Annotated in this window: 19 protein-coding genes; 16 read left to right on the top strand and 3 right to left on the bottom strand. The window is 35.7% G+C overall.

Annotated features, from left to right (window positions below):
• Positions 1-4 precede the first annotated feature (4 nt).
• The 6 genes from IGI43_RS01680 to IGI43_RS01655 all read left to right on the top strand — a co-directional run bounded on the left by IGI43_RS01680 (position 5) and on the right by IGI43_RS01655 (position 4855).
• Positions 5-787 (top strand): dihydroorotate dehydrogenase electron transfer subunit, encoded by a 783-nt coding sequence (locus IGI43_RS01680; protein ID WP_438756086.1) that lies wholly within the window; start codon positions 5-7, stop codon positions 785-787.
• Positions 784-1713 (top strand): dihydroorotate dehydrogenase, encoded by a 930-nt coding sequence (locus IGI43_RS01675; RefSeq protein WP_438756085.1) that lies wholly within the window; start codon positions 784-786, stop codon positions 1711-1713. Before IGI43_RS01680 ends, IGI43_RS01675 begins: the two co-directional genes overlap by 4 nt.
• Positions 1710-2426 carry an orotidine-5'-phosphate decarboxylase gene (pyrF, locus tag IGI43_RS01670; RefSeq protein WP_438756084.1) on the top strand — a complete coding sequence of 239 codons (717 nt, stop codon included), beginning with the start codon at positions 1710-1712 and terminating at the stop codon, positions 2424-2426. The genes IGI43_RS01675 and pyrF overlap by 4 nt, the downstream gene beginning before the upstream one ends.
• On the top strand, positions 2426-3061 hold the full coding sequence (gene pyrE / locus IGI43_RS01665) for an orotate phosphoribosyltransferase (RefSeq protein ID WP_438756083.1): 636 nt from the start codon (positions 2426-2428) through the stop codon (positions 3059-3061). The genes pyrF and pyrE overlap by 1 nt, the downstream gene beginning before the upstream one ends.
• Before the next feature lie 187 nt (positions 3062-3248).
• Positions 3249-3950 (top strand): carbonic anhydrase, encoded by a 702-nt coding sequence (locus tag IGI43_RS01660; RefSeq protein ID WP_438756082.1) that lies wholly within the window; start codon positions 3249-3251, stop codon positions 3948-3950.
• Between the two features lie 14 nt (positions 3951-3964).
• A complete protein-coding gene (locus IGI43_RS01655) occupies positions 3965-4855 on the top strand; it encodes a LysR family transcriptional regulator (RefSeq protein ID WP_438756081.1) in 891 nt (296 codons plus the stop codon).
• A 98-nt stretch (positions 4856-4953) separates the two neighbouring features.
• Here IGI43_RS01655 and hisC read toward each other — a convergent pair whose 3' ends face one another.
• A complete protein-coding gene (gene hisC, locus IGI43_RS01650) occupies positions 4954-6012 on the bottom strand; it encodes a histidinol-phosphate transaminase (RefSeq protein ID WP_438756080.1) in 1059 nt (352 codons plus the stop codon).
• Between the two features lie 248 nt (positions 6013-6260).
• Here hisC and IGI43_RS01645 point away from each other — a divergent pair, with 248 nt between their 5' ends.
• Together IGI43_RS01645 and IGI43_RS01640 are read left to right on the top strand one after the other, a co-directional pair.
• Complete coding sequence (locus tag IGI43_RS01645; protein ID WP_438756079.1) at positions 6261-7430, top strand: pyridoxal phosphate-dependent aminotransferase; 1170 nt, start codon at positions 6261-6263, stop codon at positions 7428-7430.
• 137 nt (positions 7431-7567) lie between these two features.
• Positions 7568-8476 (top strand): phosphate ABC transporter substrate-binding protein PstS family protein, encoded by a 909-nt coding sequence (locus tag IGI43_RS01640; protein WP_438756078.1) that lies wholly within the window; start codon positions 7568-7570, stop codon positions 8474-8476.
• A gap of 66 nt (positions 8477-8542) precedes the next feature.
• Here IGI43_RS01640 and IGI43_RS01635 read toward each other — a convergent pair whose 3' ends face one another.
• A complete protein-coding gene (locus IGI43_RS01635) occupies positions 8543-10300 on the bottom strand; it encodes an ATP-binding protein (RefSeq protein ID WP_438756077.1) in 1758 nt (585 codons plus the stop codon).
• Positions 10297-11010: a response regulator transcription factor gene (locus IGI43_RS01630; protein ID WP_438756076.1), complete on the bottom strand. Its 714-nt coding sequence runs from the start codon at positions 11008-11010 to the stop codon at positions 10297-10299. The genes IGI43_RS01635 and IGI43_RS01630 overlap by 4 nt, the downstream gene beginning before the upstream one ends.
• A 145-nt stretch (positions 11011-11155) precedes the next feature.
• Here IGI43_RS01630 and IGI43_RS01625 point away from each other — a divergent pair, with 145 nt between their 5' ends.
• From IGI43_RS01625 to IGI43_RS01590, 8 genes are all read left to right on the top strand, one after another.
• Positions 11156-11623, top strand: coding sequence for a DUF523 domain-containing protein (locus IGI43_RS01625; protein ID WP_438756075.1), 468 nt, complete (start codon positions 11156-11158; stop codon positions 11621-11623).
• Positions 11624-11989: 366 nt separating this feature from the next.
• The gene (locus IGI43_RS01620) at positions 11990-12328 is read left to right on the top strand and encodes a putative DNA-binding protein (protein WP_438756074.1); all 339 of its coding nucleotides are present in this window, start codon (positions 11990-11992) and stop codon (positions 12326-12328) included.
• 4 nt (positions 12329-12332) lie between these two features.
• A complete protein-coding gene (ffh, locus tag IGI43_RS01615) occupies positions 12333-13751 on the top strand; it encodes a signal recognition particle protein (RefSeq protein ID WP_438756073.1) in 1419 nt (472 codons plus the stop codon).
• A 175-nt stretch (positions 13752-13926) separates the two neighbouring features.
• On the top strand, positions 13927-14490 hold the full coding sequence (locus IGI43_RS01610) for a DNA-3-methyladenine glycosylase I (RefSeq protein WP_438756072.1): 564 nt from the start codon (positions 13927-13929) through the stop codon (positions 14488-14490).
• A gap of 182 nt (positions 14491-14672) precedes the next feature.
• A complete protein-coding gene (locus tag IGI43_RS01605; protein ID WP_438756071.1) occupies positions 14673-15077 on the top strand; it encodes a hypothetical protein in 405 nt (134 codons plus the stop codon).
• Positions 15074-15502: a GNAT family N-acetyltransferase gene (locus IGI43_RS01600; protein ID WP_438756070.1), complete on the top strand. Its 429-nt coding sequence runs from the start codon at positions 15074-15076 to the stop codon at positions 15500-15502. The genes IGI43_RS01605 and IGI43_RS01600 overlap by 4 nt, the downstream gene beginning before the upstream one ends.
• 239 nt (positions 15503-15741) lie before the next feature.
• Positions 15742-16017, top strand: a complete 276-nt coding sequence (gene rpsP / locus IGI43_RS01595) for a 30S ribosomal protein S16 (protein ID WP_010761445.1) — start codon at positions 15742-15744, stop codon at positions 16015-16017.
• 11 nt (positions 16018-16028) lie between these two features.
• Positions 16029-16274 (top strand): KH domain-containing protein, encoded by a 246-nt coding sequence (locus IGI43_RS01590; RefSeq protein WP_010761444.1) that lies wholly within the window; start codon positions 16029-16031, stop codon positions 16272-16274.
• The last annotated feature ends 41 nt before the right edge of the window (positions 16275-16315 follow it).

Below are 16315 nucleotides of genomic sequence, written 5' to 3'. Positions count from 1 at the left end.
ATAAATGAAGCAGGAAATAATGACCATCACCTCTCAGCAACAACTAGCTCCCAGAATTTTCCAAATGACATTAACAGGTGAACTAGTTAATGAAATGGAAAAGCCCGGACAGTTTCTCCATATAAAAGTACCGCGAGAAGATATGCTCTTAAGAAGACCTATCAGTATCAATCAAATCGATAAACAAGCAAAAACGTGTACGATCATCTATCGAACAGAAGGTGATGGCACCAAAGTGTTCGCTGAACTTACTGAAGGAGACACATTAGACGTTATGGGTCCTTTAGGAAATGGCTTTGATGTCGATTGTTTGAGTGCTGGGCAAAAAGCTTTCGTGATAGGCGGTGGAATTGGTATTCCGCCTATGTACGAATTATCAAAACAATTGATTGAAAGACAGATAGAAGTCTTTCACTTCTTAGGCTATGCCTCTAAAGAAGTCGTTTATTTCGAAAACGAATTTATCGCACTAGGGGATACAAGATTCGCAACAGATGACGGATCTTTTGGAGTTGAAGGAAATGTCGGGAATCTTTTGCTGGATGCATTGACAAAAGAGCAACCGGATGCTGTTTATGCCTGTGGTGCAAATGGAATGCTAAAAATGGTTGCACAAGTTTTTTCTGATAATTCAAATGTCTTTCTTTCATTAGAACAACGAATGGCTTGCGGTATGGGGGCTTGCTATGCCTGCGTATGTCATGTGCCAGATGATGAAACTGGGACAAAAAGTGTTAAAGTTTGCGATGAAGGGCCGATTTTTAGGGCCAGTGAGGTGGTTTTATGACGAAAAATTCGTTAGCTATAACTATTCCAGGTTTAACATTAAAAAATCCTATCATTCCAGCGAGCGGTTGTTTTGGATTCGGAGAAGAATATGCTAAATACTACGATCTTGGCAAATTAGGATCGATTATGGTCAAAGCAACAACACCGCAAGCACGTTTTGGAAATGCAACCCCGAGGGTGGCAGAAACGCCTAGTGGAATGCTAAATGCGATCGGTTTGCAAAATCCTGGTTTAGATGTTGTGATGAATACCAAATTGCCAGCTTTGGAATCCTATGATTTACCAATTATTGCAAATGTGGCTGGCGCTTGTGAAGAAGATTATGTTGAAGTTTGTAGCAAAATCGGTGATGCACCAAATGTTAGCGCAATCGAGCTAAATATCTCATGTCCGAATGTAAAACATGGAGGTATAGCTTTTGGAACAGATCCAGATGTTGCGTTTCAATTAACACAGGCTGTAAAAAAAGTGGCTAAAGTACCAATTTATGTAAAACTTTCTCCGAATGTGACAGATATTGTGCCAGTTGCACAAGCGATTGAAGCTGGTGGAGCAGATGGATTTTCAATGATCAATACACTTTTAGGAATGCGAATTGATTTGAAAACTCGTCGTCCAATTTTAGCTAATCAAACAGGAGGATTATCAGGTCCTGCAATCAAACCCGTTGCTATTCGCCTGATCAATCAAGTCTCACAAATTTCTAGTCTTCCAATTATTGGTATGGGTGGTGTTCAAACTGTAGACGATGTTTTAGAAATGTTTATGGCTGGAGCAAGTGCTGTCGGTGTTGGAACTGCTAATTTTACTGATCCTTATATTTGTCCGAAACTAATCGATGCTTTACCGATAAGAATGGCAGAGCTTGGCATCGAATCATTAGAGCAATTAATCAAAGAAGTGAGAGAGGAAAAAAATCTATGAGTCAACGACCGATCATCGCATTAGATTTCCCTTCAAAAAAAGAAGTTGCGTCTTTTTTAGCCAATTTTCCTGAAGCAGAATCATTATTTGTTAAAGTTGGAATGGAACTGTTTTACCAAGAAGGACCTGAGATTATCCGTTGGTTAAAAATGTTAGGACATTCAGTTTTTCTAGACCTAAAATTACATGATATTCCAAATACAGTAGAACAATCAATGACAGGTTTAGCTAAACTGGGTGTCGATATTACGAATGTTCATGCAGCTGGTGGTATTAAGATGATGAAAGCCGCTAAAGCTGGATTAAAAAAGGGAACGAAAACTGGAGCGAAAGAGCCGATTTTGATCGCTGTAACACAACTTACATCAACAAGTGAAGAGGAAATGCAGCAAGATCAATTGATTGAAGTCTCTTTAAAAGAAAGTGTGATTCATTATGCAAAATGTGCAAAACAAGCCGGATTAGATGGTGTTGTTTGTTCGGCATTGGAAGCAAATGATATTCACCAAGCGACTAATGAAAGCTTTATCTGTTTGACTCCTGGGATTCGTCCAAGAGGTAGTGACGTTGGAGATCAACAACGTGTGGTGACACCAGCTGATGCAAGAAAGATTGGTTCGACCTATATTGTAGTTGGCCGACCGATAACACAGGCGAAAATACCTTATGAAGCCTATAAATCAATAAAAAATGAGTGGAATGGAGAAAGATAATGACAGAATTAGCCAAAACGATTGCCAAAGATTTATTAGAAATCGAAGCTGTTTTTTTAAGTCCAAATGAGCCTTTTACGTGGGCGAGTGGAATTAAGAGCCCGATTTATTGTGATAACCGAATCACGATGAGTTATCCAGTTGTTCGTAAAGAAATTGCAAAAGGACTTGCAAAAAAAATTAAGGAAACATATCCTGATGTACAAGTGATTGCTGGAACTGCAACAGCAGGAATTCCTCATGCAGCTTGGGTAGCAGATATTTTAGATTTACCGATGGTTTATATCCGTAGTAAAGCCAAAGAACATGGAAAAGGCAATCAAATTGAAGGTAGAATTTTCAAAGGACAAAAAATGGTCGTCATTGAAGATTTGATTTCTACTGGCGGAAGTGTATTAGAAGCAGCTGAGGCAGCAAAGCGTGAAGGTGCAAATGTGTTAGGTGTTGCTGCAATCTTTACCTATGAATTACCTAAAGGTACAGAAAAATTTGCAGAACACAAGATGGATTTAATTACATTAACCAATTATTCAACCTTGATCGATGCGGCATTGGAATCAAATTATATTGAAGAAAATGATGTTGCTTTATTAAAAAATTGGAAAAAAGATCCAGAAAATTGGTTAAATAAATAATTTGTTTCATAAAAAGTATAATTTTTGATCGTACGTTCAAAGGTTATACTTTTTTCTTGATTATTTGATTTTTTAGTTTACTACAAACATGAATACAAAAAGAAGAGAAAAATAGTTTTTGAAAATTGACTGTTGTTACTAAATGGTATACAGTTATTCAGACGATAAAATTAGAAGGTGGGGTTTGATGAAAAATATTCGAAATATGGACGTGGAATGGGGTTATGAAGGTGAACTTGGACCAGAACATTGGCATACGCTATGTGATTGGTTTTCAACTGGAGCTAAGTATCCCTATCAATCGCCGGTTAATTTATCAAAAAACTTAATCAATGGTATATCTACTAGTAGAGCGATTGATTTTTGTTATAAAACAGAAGAATTTACTGAAAAAGAATTTAAGAATACGTTTCATTTTGTTCCACCAAATACTGAAAGTTACGTGATTTTTGAGGATGAAAAGTATTATTTAACCGATATTCACTTCCACACACCAAGTGAGCATACTTTTGATGGAGAACATGCACCACTAGAATTTCATTTGGTCCACATGAATAATTCTGGTGATAACTTGGTTGTTGGCTGTCTATTTACGATTACCAAAGATAATAATAAATTTTCAAAAAAGCAAACAACGCTTGAATGGAACTCAGAGACACATCAACAATGGTTTGATCCGTCGATTTTTTTACCAGAAAAAAAATCACATTTTCATTATTTAGGATCATTAACGACACCTCCAACAAAAGGACCCGTACATTGGTTTGTGTTTGATTCTATTCAAAAAATGGATCAAGATTTTTTTGAGCGAATTGACGAAGGCATGTTGCCGTTTAACAATCGCCCAGTTCAAGGGTTGAATGGACGTAAAATTTATTTTTCTGAATAAAATGGAGGATATTTATGAATATTCAACAGATGAAATATGTCGTAGCTGTTGCAAATAATGGTAGTTTTCGTGAAGCTGCGAAAAAGCTTTTTATCACGCAACCAAGCCTGTCTAATGGCATTCGTGACTTAGAAGAAGAGATTGGCGTAACATTATTTATTCGTACTAATAAAGGTGCATCATTGACTGAAGAAGGATTGACCTTTTTAGAACACGCAGAAAAAATTTTAACCCAAATGGACATGATTGAAAATCGCTATCAAGAAGTGACGAAAAGTGAACGCTTCTCGATTTCGTCTCAACATTATGATTTTCTAGGTGAAGTGATGGGAAAAGTCATTCAGCAATTTAAAGATCAGTATAAAAATTTTCGTGTGTTCGAAACAACGACGTTTAAAGTCATCGAAGATGTAAAAAGTTATCATAGTGAACTTGGTATTATATATTTAAATAGTCAAAATCAATCCGGAATCAAGCGTTATTTAGAACAAGCAAATTTAACATACGAGATTGTCGGGAGCTTTAAAACGCATATCTTTCTAGGAAAAGATCATCCCTTAGCACAACAAAAAGAAATTGAGTTAGAACAATTAAGTTGCTTTCCTCAAGTGCGTTTTACCCAAGAAGGAAGTAACTTTGCATACTTTTCAGAAGATTTGATTGAAAATCAGGAACAAGAAACAGTAGTTTATACAAATGATCGAGGGACTTTGATGAATTTATTGGTAGAGACAGATGCTTATGCATCTGGATCTGGTGTGGTAACGGGTTTTACTAAAAAAGAAATTTGTTTAGTTCCCTTAGCTGAAAGTACAGATAATAAAATTTGTGTCCTCTATCAAAAAAACAAAACAATCAGCACGATTGGTCAATTTTTTATAAAAGAATTGAAACTGCTTTTTTGAACTAACTCAAAGAACAATCGTTTAAACGTATTAAATGATAACGCAACAACTCCAAGAAACCAGATGAACTAACTCTGATTTCTTGGAGTTGTTTTTAATTATTGTTCATTGATTTCAACAAAATCACTCATTAATCGTAAAACTTTTTCCATTTCTTCTTGTGTTCCTATTGAAACCCTTAAATAATTGGTTAATCGTTCAATTTTAGGAAAATAACGAACAAAAACATCTTTGGCTTCTAAATAATGATAAAGCGTCTCAATGGTCAAATTAGGATGGGTGAGCAACACGAAATTTGTTTGTGAAATCAGAGAAGAAAAGCCAAAGGTCTCAATATTTTTTGCAAACCAATCTCTCGTTTTGCAAATGTTTCTAGTTATTTGTGCATAATATTTTTCATCCTCGACTGCAGCAATAGCCAGATTTTCAGCTATTATATCAACTGAATAAGGATTAAAAGATGATTTTATACTTTCCACAACTTGAATATACTTTGGATTGCCGATAGCATAACCCACTCGTAAACCAGCTAAAGAACTTGATTTTGACAAAGTTCGAATAACAACTAAATTAGGATACGTTTCCAGTAGTACGACAGCAGACTGATCTGCAAAATCTATGTAAGCTTCGTCGATGATTACGATTACGTCCTTATTTTCCTCCAATAATGCTTCAATTTCTGCTAGAGGTTTGAATAAACCAGTAGGTGCATTCGGATTGGCAATGATTATGCCACCGTTTATCTGTTTATAATCGTCTAAAGCTATTTCAAAATCATTGTTTAGTGGTAATTCCTTAAATGGCACTTTAAATAGATTCGCCCAAACTTTATAAAAACCATAAGTGATGTCTGGAAATAAAATTGGGTCCTGACTATTAAAAAAAGCGAGAAAACAAAAGGCTAATACTTCATCAGAGCCGTTTCCAATTAAAAAATGGTCAGGAGATAAGCCATGTTTAATACCCAATGCTTTTTTTAAAGAGAGATTATCAATGGAACTGTATCGTTTTAATTGTTCCGTCTCGAATTGTTTCAGTACCTTAGCAACATTTGGCGACGGCGGATAAGGGTTCTCATTGGTATTCAATTTAATCATCGCAGGATAATTTGGCTGTTCTCCTGGAATGTATGGTGTAATGTTTCTGATCCCTTTCATTATCGTTTCTCTCCCTTCGTTTCTTTTAACTATAAAGAAACAACAAGTGTTTCGCAAGTTTAATCTGTGAATTTGAAAAGAAAAAAAAGATTTTTGAAATTCAAATTTCATTTTACGTTAAATTATGCTATGATAATTCCATTAATAAAAATATGAATAGTAATCAAGTGTTTCGATTGATGTAAACTCTAAATGGTAGAGAATTTTGATTTAATGGTCGAATCACTGAGGTATGAGGGGATGGTTTCATGGATTTAACAAAAAAATTTAACAAGCAAGTATATAAAATTGCTGTTTCAACAATTCGCCAATTTGACGAACAAGTAACAAACATTAAAGGAATCATAAAGTTAACATTGGGAGAGCCAGACTTTAATACCCCAGAGCATGTAAAAACTGCGGCGCATGATGCAATTGACAATAATTTTTCACATTACTCCGGCATGGCTGGGTTGACAGATGTTCGTGAAGCAGCCACTTTTTTTATGAAAGAAAAATATGGTGTTAGTTATCAACCTGCATCTGAAGTTTTGGTAACAGTAGGAGCGACCGAAGCGATTTCAGCAAGTTTGTTATCCATTTTAGAACCAGGTGATAAAGTTTTGATGCCAGCGCCCATTTATCCAGGATATGAACCGGTGATCACGTTGGCTCAAGCAGAACCGATCTATATTGACACTACATCGAATGATTTTGTATTGACTCCAGAAATGATCGAAGCAGCAATGTTAGAACATGGGGATCAAGTCAAAGCGATTATTCTAAATTATCCAAGTAATCCAACTGGTGTAACATACAATCGTGAGGAAGTAAAAGCTATTGCAGAAGTGCTGAAAAATTATTCGATTTTCGTCATTAGTGATGAAATCTACAGCGAATTGACCTATGAAGATCAGCATGTATCAATTGCGGAATTTATTCCAGACCAAACCATTTTGATCAATGGTTTATCAAAGTCGCATGCAATGACTGGATGGCGGATCGGATTTATCTTTGGTCCTGAGAACTTGATAGCTGAAATTATAAAAGTACATCAGTATTTAGTCACAGCAGCTTCTACAATTTCTCAAAAAGCCGCAGTTAGAGCTTTAGTTGAGGGTATGAACGATGCTGCAGTGATGAAAGAGGAATATCGTGAGCGCCGAGATTTTGTTTACGAACAAATGACTTCTTTGGGTTTTGAAGTAGCTAGACCTAATGGAGCTTTCTATATCTTTGCTAAAATTCCTGCTGGATATGAACAAGATTCAATGAAATTTTGTGTGGATCTAGCAAAACAACAAGCAATCGCGATCATTCCAGGAGTGGCTTTTGGTAAAGAGGCGGAAGGCTATGTTCGGATCAGTTATGCAGCCGATTTAGCTACATTAAAAGAAGCCATGAAACGAATAGGAAATTATATCAAAACGAACAGTTAAGCGAGCAATCGTTTAGCTGTTTTCTTAGCTCAACACAACCTTTACATTCCTTTACCGATTATTTACACAACGTTGAAACAGAATTAACACATCGCTGTTAAACTAAGCTTGTAACTAATTGAAAAGGACGTGTAAAAATGAAAAAACGTTTAGTATCAGCAATTGTTTTAAGTGTAGGACTTTTAATCGCAGGGTGCGGCAATCAAGGAGCTGCGACTAGTGAGAGTAGTAATAAATCCAAAGATAGCGGAAGCAATAGTAATCAACCTGTTAAAATCGTAGCAGTTGGTTCAACCGCTTTACAACCATTAGTAGATGCAGCAAAAGATCAATTCGTTTCTGAACATGCTAATTATACGATTTCAGTTCAGGGCGGAGGTAGCGGAACAGGACTTTCTCAAGTCGCTGATGGCGCTGTGACAATTGGGAATTCTGATGTATTTGCTGAAGAAAAATCTGGTGTAGATGCCTCAAAACTAGTTGATCACCGTGTCGCTGTTGTCGGAATGGGTCCTGTGGTCAATAAAGAAGTTGGCGTTAAAAATATTAGCAAACAAGAATTGATCGATATTTTTACTGGAAAAACTAAAAATTGGAAAGAGTTAGGCGGAAAAGATCAAGAAATTGCAGTAATCAATCGTCCAAGCGGGAGTGGAACGCGAGCAACTTTTGAAAAATGGGGGCTGGATGGAGAAAAAGCTGTTCAATCTCAAGAACAAGACTCCTCAGGGACCGTTCGTCAAATTGTTTCGCAAACACCAGGTGCAATCAGTTACCTTGCTTTTTCTTACATGGATGAATCGACAGCTGCCTTAAGTATTGATGATGTAAAACCAACAGAAGAAAATGTAGCAGATAATTCTTGGAAAATTTGGTCTTATGAACACATGTATACCAATGGTGAACCTGATAAAGATGTAAAAGCATTTTTAGATTTCATGTTGACAGATGATGTTCAAGAAGGTGTTGTTAAAGAGTTAGGCTACTTACCAATGACTGGCATGAAAGTTGAACGAGATGTTTCAGGAACAATCACTAAAAAATAAATTTTTCTCCCCTAAAATACCAAAAAGAGGTTGAACGTGAAATGCGTTCACCTCTTTTTGATGTACTCAATTTTTCGGAAGCTCGACTGTAAAAGTAGAACCCAGGCCTAAGTGACTGTCAATTGTAACCACTCCACCTAATAATTCAGTATAATTATGCACAATTGATAAACCTAAACCTGTTCCACCTGAATGTCGGCTTCTTGCTTTATCTACTCGATAAAAGCGTTCAAATACTCGTTCTTGATCTTTTAAACTAATACCAATACCTGAATCTTTCACAACGAAAAAGAACGTCTCAGCGAAACCAAAATCAATTCTGATCGTTCCGTCAGTTTGGGAGTACTGAATCGCATTTTCAATCAAATTTTTAACGATTGGATAAAATAGTTCATACTTGGTAGTATAAGTAACTGCCTCATCTCCAAGAATGTCAATCGTTAGATGCTTTTCTTTGATTGTTTTACGATATGAGCGCAAAATTTCTTTTGTAAAAGGAAGTATAGCAATGTCTTGATCATCGTAGGATATATTTTTTCCATCACGGGATAGCTGTAAAATTTCCTGAATCAATTGCTGCAGACGTAAAGCATCTTTTTGCATGATTTCTAAAAATTGTGATAAGGTTTCAGGATCATCTTTTGCCCCATCCAATAAGGTTTCAGTAAAACCCAATAAAGAAGTGACGGGTGTTTTTAATTCGTGAGATACATTACTCACAAAATCTTTTTGAATCTTCTCTAATTGTCTAACCCGTGTTAAATCATAAGCAATCCCCAAAACTTGGTAGTTATTGCCATCTTCTTCTATAAAACGTAAAGACATATCCAAAATTGTTTCATACAACGAGTCAGTCAGCTTTATTTCTTGGTGTACCGAGCTTTTCTCTGTGATCACTTGATGAATCAAATGAATCAGAGCAGGCTCTTTAATGACTTCAAAATAATCTTTTGCTGTATCATTTTCTTCAATTCTCAAAATCTCAATCATTTTAGGATTGGTCAATTGTAATTTCCCCTCAACATCAATAATAAAGACACCGATCATCAACTCGTCCAGTAAGGCGTGAAATTGTTCATCAGTGGACGTATAAGCTAAATACGTTTGACTCATTTGTTGGCTTAAAAGATTGACCGTTTGATACAATTCGTTCCATTCAGGTGAATCTTGAATGATCGAACGCGCTTCATCTGGATATTTCACTATTTTTTTCAGCACAGGTAAAACAGTCACTAAAGGCTCATTTTTTTGATGAAGCAATAAAAAGATGAATGCGGTAATGATCAAAAATAAAAGGCCCAAAGTAAGCAGAATATAGCGTTTGAACGATTGTATACTATTAGAAAAAAGTTCGGTTTGTTCTGAGATGCGAATGATTCCAATCAGTTCTCCATCTTTATCAACGGGCAATGCTAAATAGAGTAATTCTTCCTTTAAAGTCGCACTTTTTCTTAATGCAGCGCCAAAATCAGCACCTGAAAGAATTGCCTTGACCTCAGGCCGATTTTTCCTAGACTCCTGCAAATCTGAATCCACACTGTCATAAAAAATAGCTCCGTCGGCATCCATTAATGTCAATCGTTCATTTTTATCTGTTGAATAGTGCTCGATAAGTTTTTTTTCTTGATTTGAAAAATGTTGTGTTAAAAATAAATTAGGAGAGAGTTGGTCAAGAATCAAGGTTCCTTTTTTCTGTAAATAGTCTTCTTGCTGTGCGACTATTTCTTTTTTAAAAAAATAGTTTGTCAAAAGAATACTACCCAAAAATAAAGCAATCATCACGATTCCAACTAACCAATATTCAATACGTTGGCGTTTTTTCATTTTTTAGGCTCCTGAAATCGGTAACCAAATCCTCTGACTGTAACCAAATAGGCAGGTCGCTTTGGATCAATTTCAATTTTGTCTCTTAAATGGCTGACATGAACATCGACGATACGACTTTGACCTGCAAAATCATAGTTCCAAATTCGATCAAGTAAAGTATCGCGATCAATCACTCGGTCTTTACGCTTGATAAAGTAGACGAGTAATTCAAATTCTTTTGGCGTAAGCTCGATTTTTCCGCCACGAACATTTACTTCATAATTTTGTTCATCTACGCTGATTTCTCCTAATACTAAAGGCGCTTTAGCCTCTTCCCTAATTTCTTCTGATTTAGAAGAAACAGGTTTTAGACGTCGGAATATAGCTTTCATTCTCGCTAGAACTTCTCTAGGACTGAAAGGCTTTGTCAGGTAATCATCTGCACCAATTTCCAACCCAATGATCTTATCAACTTGATCGTCTTTAGCAGTTAAAATCAAAATAGGAGTGTCAATTTTTTCTCTGCGCAATGACTTTGTGATTTCTAGACCATCCATATTTGGTAGCATCACATCTAAAATGATAAAATCAAATTGATTGGATAGGGCTAATTCATACCCAACAGCGCCATCCTCTGCAGATATTACTTCATAGCCGTCTTTTTCTAAGTTAAATGTCAACAACGTAACAATCGACGGTTCGTCATCAACAACCAATACTTTCTTCATCTATTCGGCTCCTTTAAATACGAAATAAACACAACGTCATTTTATCACAAATCTCTTGGTATCAAAAACTTTATGGAATGTTTCTAAAACTACTTTCAAAGGAAAAGAAATGGTATAATAATAAAGATTGAAATGAGGGAAGCAAATGATTGGAATCAGCGCATGTCTGGGTGGTGTTTGCTGTCGCTATGATGGTCAAGCAAAGGAAATCACCGCTTTAAAAAAATTAGTTGAAAACGGGCAAGCAATGCTTGTTTGTCCAGAAGTTTTAGGGGGCTTACCGATCCCTCGTGAACCTGCTGAAATTAGGGGCGGTGATGGATTTGATGTTTGGAACGATGATGCGAAAGTCCTCACTAAAAGAGGAGAAGATATGACAGATATGTTCAAACAAGGCGCAATCACAGCGTATCAAAAATTAGTTGAACAAAATATCACATCGATTATTCTAAAAGAAAATAGTCCATCTTGCGGAAGTAAAGGAATTTATGATGGTACATTTTCCGGTAATCATCGCACTGGTCCAGGGGTTGCGACAGCATATTTTATCTCTAAAGGACTTAATGTGATTTCAGAAAATGAGTGGCAAACGGTGACTGATCCCAAGGAGTAAAAGATGTCAGAAAGTAGAAAACTTAACTCGTCAGTAAATATATTCTCAAAGGTCTTGGCATGAGACGTTCCATTGCAGCTTTTATACAATAAAAGAAATAAACTGTTTGTTTCTTTTTAAAGTACTCATCCGCAAAAAAGTTTTTCCGAATCAAAATGATCTAAGTGCAAAGTTTTTTACTAGCTATAATCACCAAATAATGATGGAAGAGTGTTTTTCTAAAAAGGAATTTTACGCTAATATACAAAGTTATTCTAATCAATTGATAAAATCTTTTGAAAAAATTCTTGAAAATCAACTAAGAACTATTGACTAATCACTCTGAAATCGGTAACCTAAAAGGGATTGAAGATAGGGGTAACAACTATGGAAATTGAAAAAACCAATCGAATGAATGCGTTATTTGAATTTTACTCCACTTTGTTGACAGAAAAACAAATGAATTATATGGAGATGTACTATGCCGATGATTTTTCATTAGGTGAAATTGCGGAAGAATATGAAATCAGCCGCCAAGCAGTTTATGATAATATCAAACGGACAGAGAAAATCCTAGAAGAATATGAAAAAAAACTTCATCTATTTTCTGATTATGTCGTCCGTGGAGAGTTGCTAGAGACACTTAAAAGCTACGTGAGCGAAACATATCCGAAAGATACAACAATTCTAAAGTATATAGAACAAATACAAGAAGTAGAGGAATGAGATTATGGCTTTTGAAAGTTTAACAGATCGCCTACAACAGGCAATGAGCAAATTACGTCGTAAAGGAAAAGTATCTGAAGCTGACGTAAAAGAAATGATGAGAGAGATTCGTTTGGCTTTATTGGAAGCCGACGTAAATTTACAAGTTGTCAAAGATTTTACAAAACGGGTTCGTGACCGTGCAGTTGGTGTAGAAGTTCTTGAAAGCTTATCGCCAGCGCAACAAATCGTTAAAATCGTTGATGAAGAATTAACAGCAACATTAGGTACCGAGACAGTTGGCTTAAACAAATCAGAACGCATTCCGACTGTGATTATGATGGTCGGGTTACAAGGTGCAGGTAAAACAACCTTTGGTGGTAAATTAGCCAATCATTTGATCAAGACTGAAAACGCACGTCCTTTGATGATTGCAGCCGATGTGTATCGTCCAGCAGCGATTGATCAATTGAAAGTTTTAGGCCAACAATTAGATGTACCGGTTTTTGATATGGGAACAGAGACTAGTCCAGTCGAAATCGTGCGTCAAGGGATGGCATTGGCTAAAGAGAAGAAAAATGATTACGTCTTAATTGATACGGCAGGTCGTCTGCATATTGATGAGACATTGATGGACGAGTTAAAACAAATCAAAGAAGTAGCACAACCAGACGATATTTTACTTGTAGTAGATGCAATGACAGGTCAAGATGCAGTAAATGTTGCTGAAAGCTTCAATCAGCAATTAGGAATAACGGGGGTTGTCATTACAAAACTTGATGGTGATACTCGTGGTGGTGCCGCACTTTCTATTCGCTCTGTCACTGGCGCACCAATCAAATTTATCGGTTCTGGTGAAAAATTAACTGATTTAGAAATTTTCCATCCGGATCGTATGTCCAGCCGTATTTTAGGTATGGGAGATATGCTGACACTGATTGAAAAAGCACAACAAGATTATGATGAGAAAAAAGCTGAAGAACTTGCAGTAAAAATGAAGGAAAACAGCTTTGACTTTAATGATTTTATTGAGCAATTAGACCAAGTAATGGGTATGGGACCAATCGAAGACTTGTTAAAAATGATTCCAGGAATGAATAATATGCCTGGTCTAGAAAATGTCAAAGTGGATCCAAAAGATGTAGCACGTAAAAAAGCAATGGTGCTTTCAATGACACCAGCTGAAAGAGAAAATCCAGATTTGCTGAATCCAAGCCGCCGCCGTAGAATTGCAGCCGGTTCAGGAAATAATGTCGTTGAAGTCAATCGAATGATCAAACAATTCAAAGAATCTAAAAAAATGATGCAACAAATGTCTAAAGGCAACATGGATATTCCAGGTATGGATCAAATGCTTGGTGGAGGTATCAAAGGTAAACTCGGAAAAATGGCCATGAATCGTATGGTGAAGAAAAACAAGAAAAAGAAAAAGAAGAAAAAATAGAGTTGAAAAAAAAGCAGGCCATAGTCATTAGATTTGGGCTGCTTTTTTTGATGAACGATAATTCAAGGCAGATTTATTTTTGACCGTGTCGATAATTTTTATGCTTCCAATATATTTAGGGGTAAACATTAAAAGAATGAATGGTTCAAAAAATGAAATCCTTGGAGGGGCAACGATGAAAAAACGATGTTCTTGGGCAGAAGGTAATGAAAAAATGAAACACTATCATGATACGATTTGGGGAGTTCCAGTCTATGATGATCAGCGCCTGTTTAGAAAATTGATATTGGATATCAACCAAGCTGGCTTAAGTTGGCAAACTATTTTGAACAAAGAAAACGATTTTGATGCTGCTTTCGACGATTTCGATATAAAAAAAGTCGCTCTTTACGATGAAAATAAGATTCAAGAACTTTTGAATGATCCAGGGATCATCCGTAATCGTAGAAAAATCGAGGCAACTATCCATAATGCTCAAAAAATTATTGAGATTCAGAATGAATTTGTCTCTTTTTCCAATTATTTATGGGGATTTAATGCTCAAAGTGTTTTGAAAAACGCTTATCAAAATCAAGTAGAGATTCCTGCAACAAATGAATTATCTGACAATATAGCGAAAGATTTGAAGAAAAGAGGGTTTAAGTTTGTGGGCAGTACGATCATCTACGCCTTTTTAGAGTCTATTGGGATGATCAATGATCACATAACGGTATGTTTTCGATATGAAGAACTAAATTAAAAATAGTCTAAACCGAAATAATTTTCGATTGTTGCTTAGGCTATTTGAATTTAATTAACCACTTTTTTTAAAAGCAAGATAAGAACCAACGATTGTTTTGGAGAAAAAGCAGTCAATTCCATACTGTATTTCCGATATATATTCTATATAATCAACGTAATTTACGACAAAAAGGAGAACCAATGACTTTGAAAAAGACAGTTAAAATGCATCTTGAACCTGAAGAAATCATTGCTATTAAACACTTGAAAGAAAAAAATCGAATGCTGTATTCTATTGAATACAAACTAGATCTAAGCTTTTTCAACATGACTACTAATAAAGTTAATCACTTACTTTGTTGGCATGGAGATGAATTAGTCGGCTATGCAGCGTTAAGTAATTTTGATCCGAAACAGCTAGAAATAACGATGATTGCAAAACCCGACAGTGAAATCTTTACCAAAATGAATGAAGCAGTACTAGAATTTTCTCAACAGCGAAACATAAAAGAGAAGCTTTTGATTACAGATCATAACGATACTTTTGTAAATGAATATCTTAAAGGGATGAATAAATATAAATACAGTTTTCAGAATACGCAATGATTTTAGCAGTAGACAAATTTATTTCTAAGTCTTACGATATTACTTTAGAACCTGCAAATATAGAAGAAGCTAACATAATTGCTGGATTAGAAGAAGAAGAAGAAATCATACCGCTAGACACGGACGATTTGAAAAAAACACTTGTCTTAAGAAAAAATGAGCAAGTAATTGCAAGCATTAGGGTAGAAAATGAACAAGATTCATATGGGATCTATGGATTTGTCATAAGAGCAGATTTAAGAAACCAAGGCTTAGGTAGAAAAATACTCAGTCAACTCATTCAACAATTGTTGGAAAAACAAGCAAAAGAAATTTATTTAGAGGTTGAATCAACAAACGAAGTGGCTTGTCATTTATATAGAGCAATAGGATTTGAGGAAAAAACACTATTTGACTATTATATTTGTGAACCAATACTTGAATAATAAAAAAATAAGCTATGAAAAAAAGAAAAATTCTTTTCTATTCACAGCTTATCTTTGTTAAGCAATTGTTGATTTGCCCCTGCCAAGGTGAAATAATTATAACATATCTCGAACTAAAAGTGCCAGAGATCAGCGGTTTAAAGGTTTTTTTAAGGTGTCAAGAAAAAACTCTTTACAGCGTGCTTTAAATCTGGTAAACTAACATTTGTGATTAAGTTAATGGAGGTGTAATATATAAAATGTCAGTAAAAATTCGTTTAAAACGCATGGGTTCTAAAAAGAGTCCTTTTTACCGTATTGTAGTCGCAGATTCTCGTTCTCCTCGTGATGGACGTTTCATCGAAACTGTTGGAACTTACAATCCTTTAAAAGATCCTGCAGAAGTAGTTTTAAAAGAAGATTTAGTTTTAGACTGGTTGTCTAAAGGTGCTCAGCCTTCAGATACTGTTCGTAACATCCTTTCAAAAGAAGGCGTTATGAAAAAACACCACGAAGCTAAACTTGAAAAGAAATAAGGTGACCGATGATGACAGATGTGAAAGAGTTAGTCTTAACTATCGTTCGCCCATTAGTCAGTCAGCCTGAGCTGGTTAAGTTAGAAATAGAAGAATCAGATGTTTTTCTAGAGTATAATTTGACCGTATCACCGGAAGATATTGGTCGTATCATTGGTAAGCAAGGACGTGTTGCGAAAGCAATTCGTACAATTGTTTACAGTGTACGAGTAGATGGACCAAAAAAAGTTCGTTTGAATATCGTAGATGGTAAATAGCACAAAGTAAAGCATCCCATTTTGGGGTGCTTTTTTTATGC

The organism is Enterococcus sp. AZ126 (genome assembly GCF_051714545.1).
GTDB lineage: Bacteria > Bacillota > Bacilli > Lactobacillales > Enterococcaceae > Enterococcus_L.
Note: the sequence above shows the minus strand (reverse complement) of the source record. Positions and strands in the feature narration are given on the sequence as shown.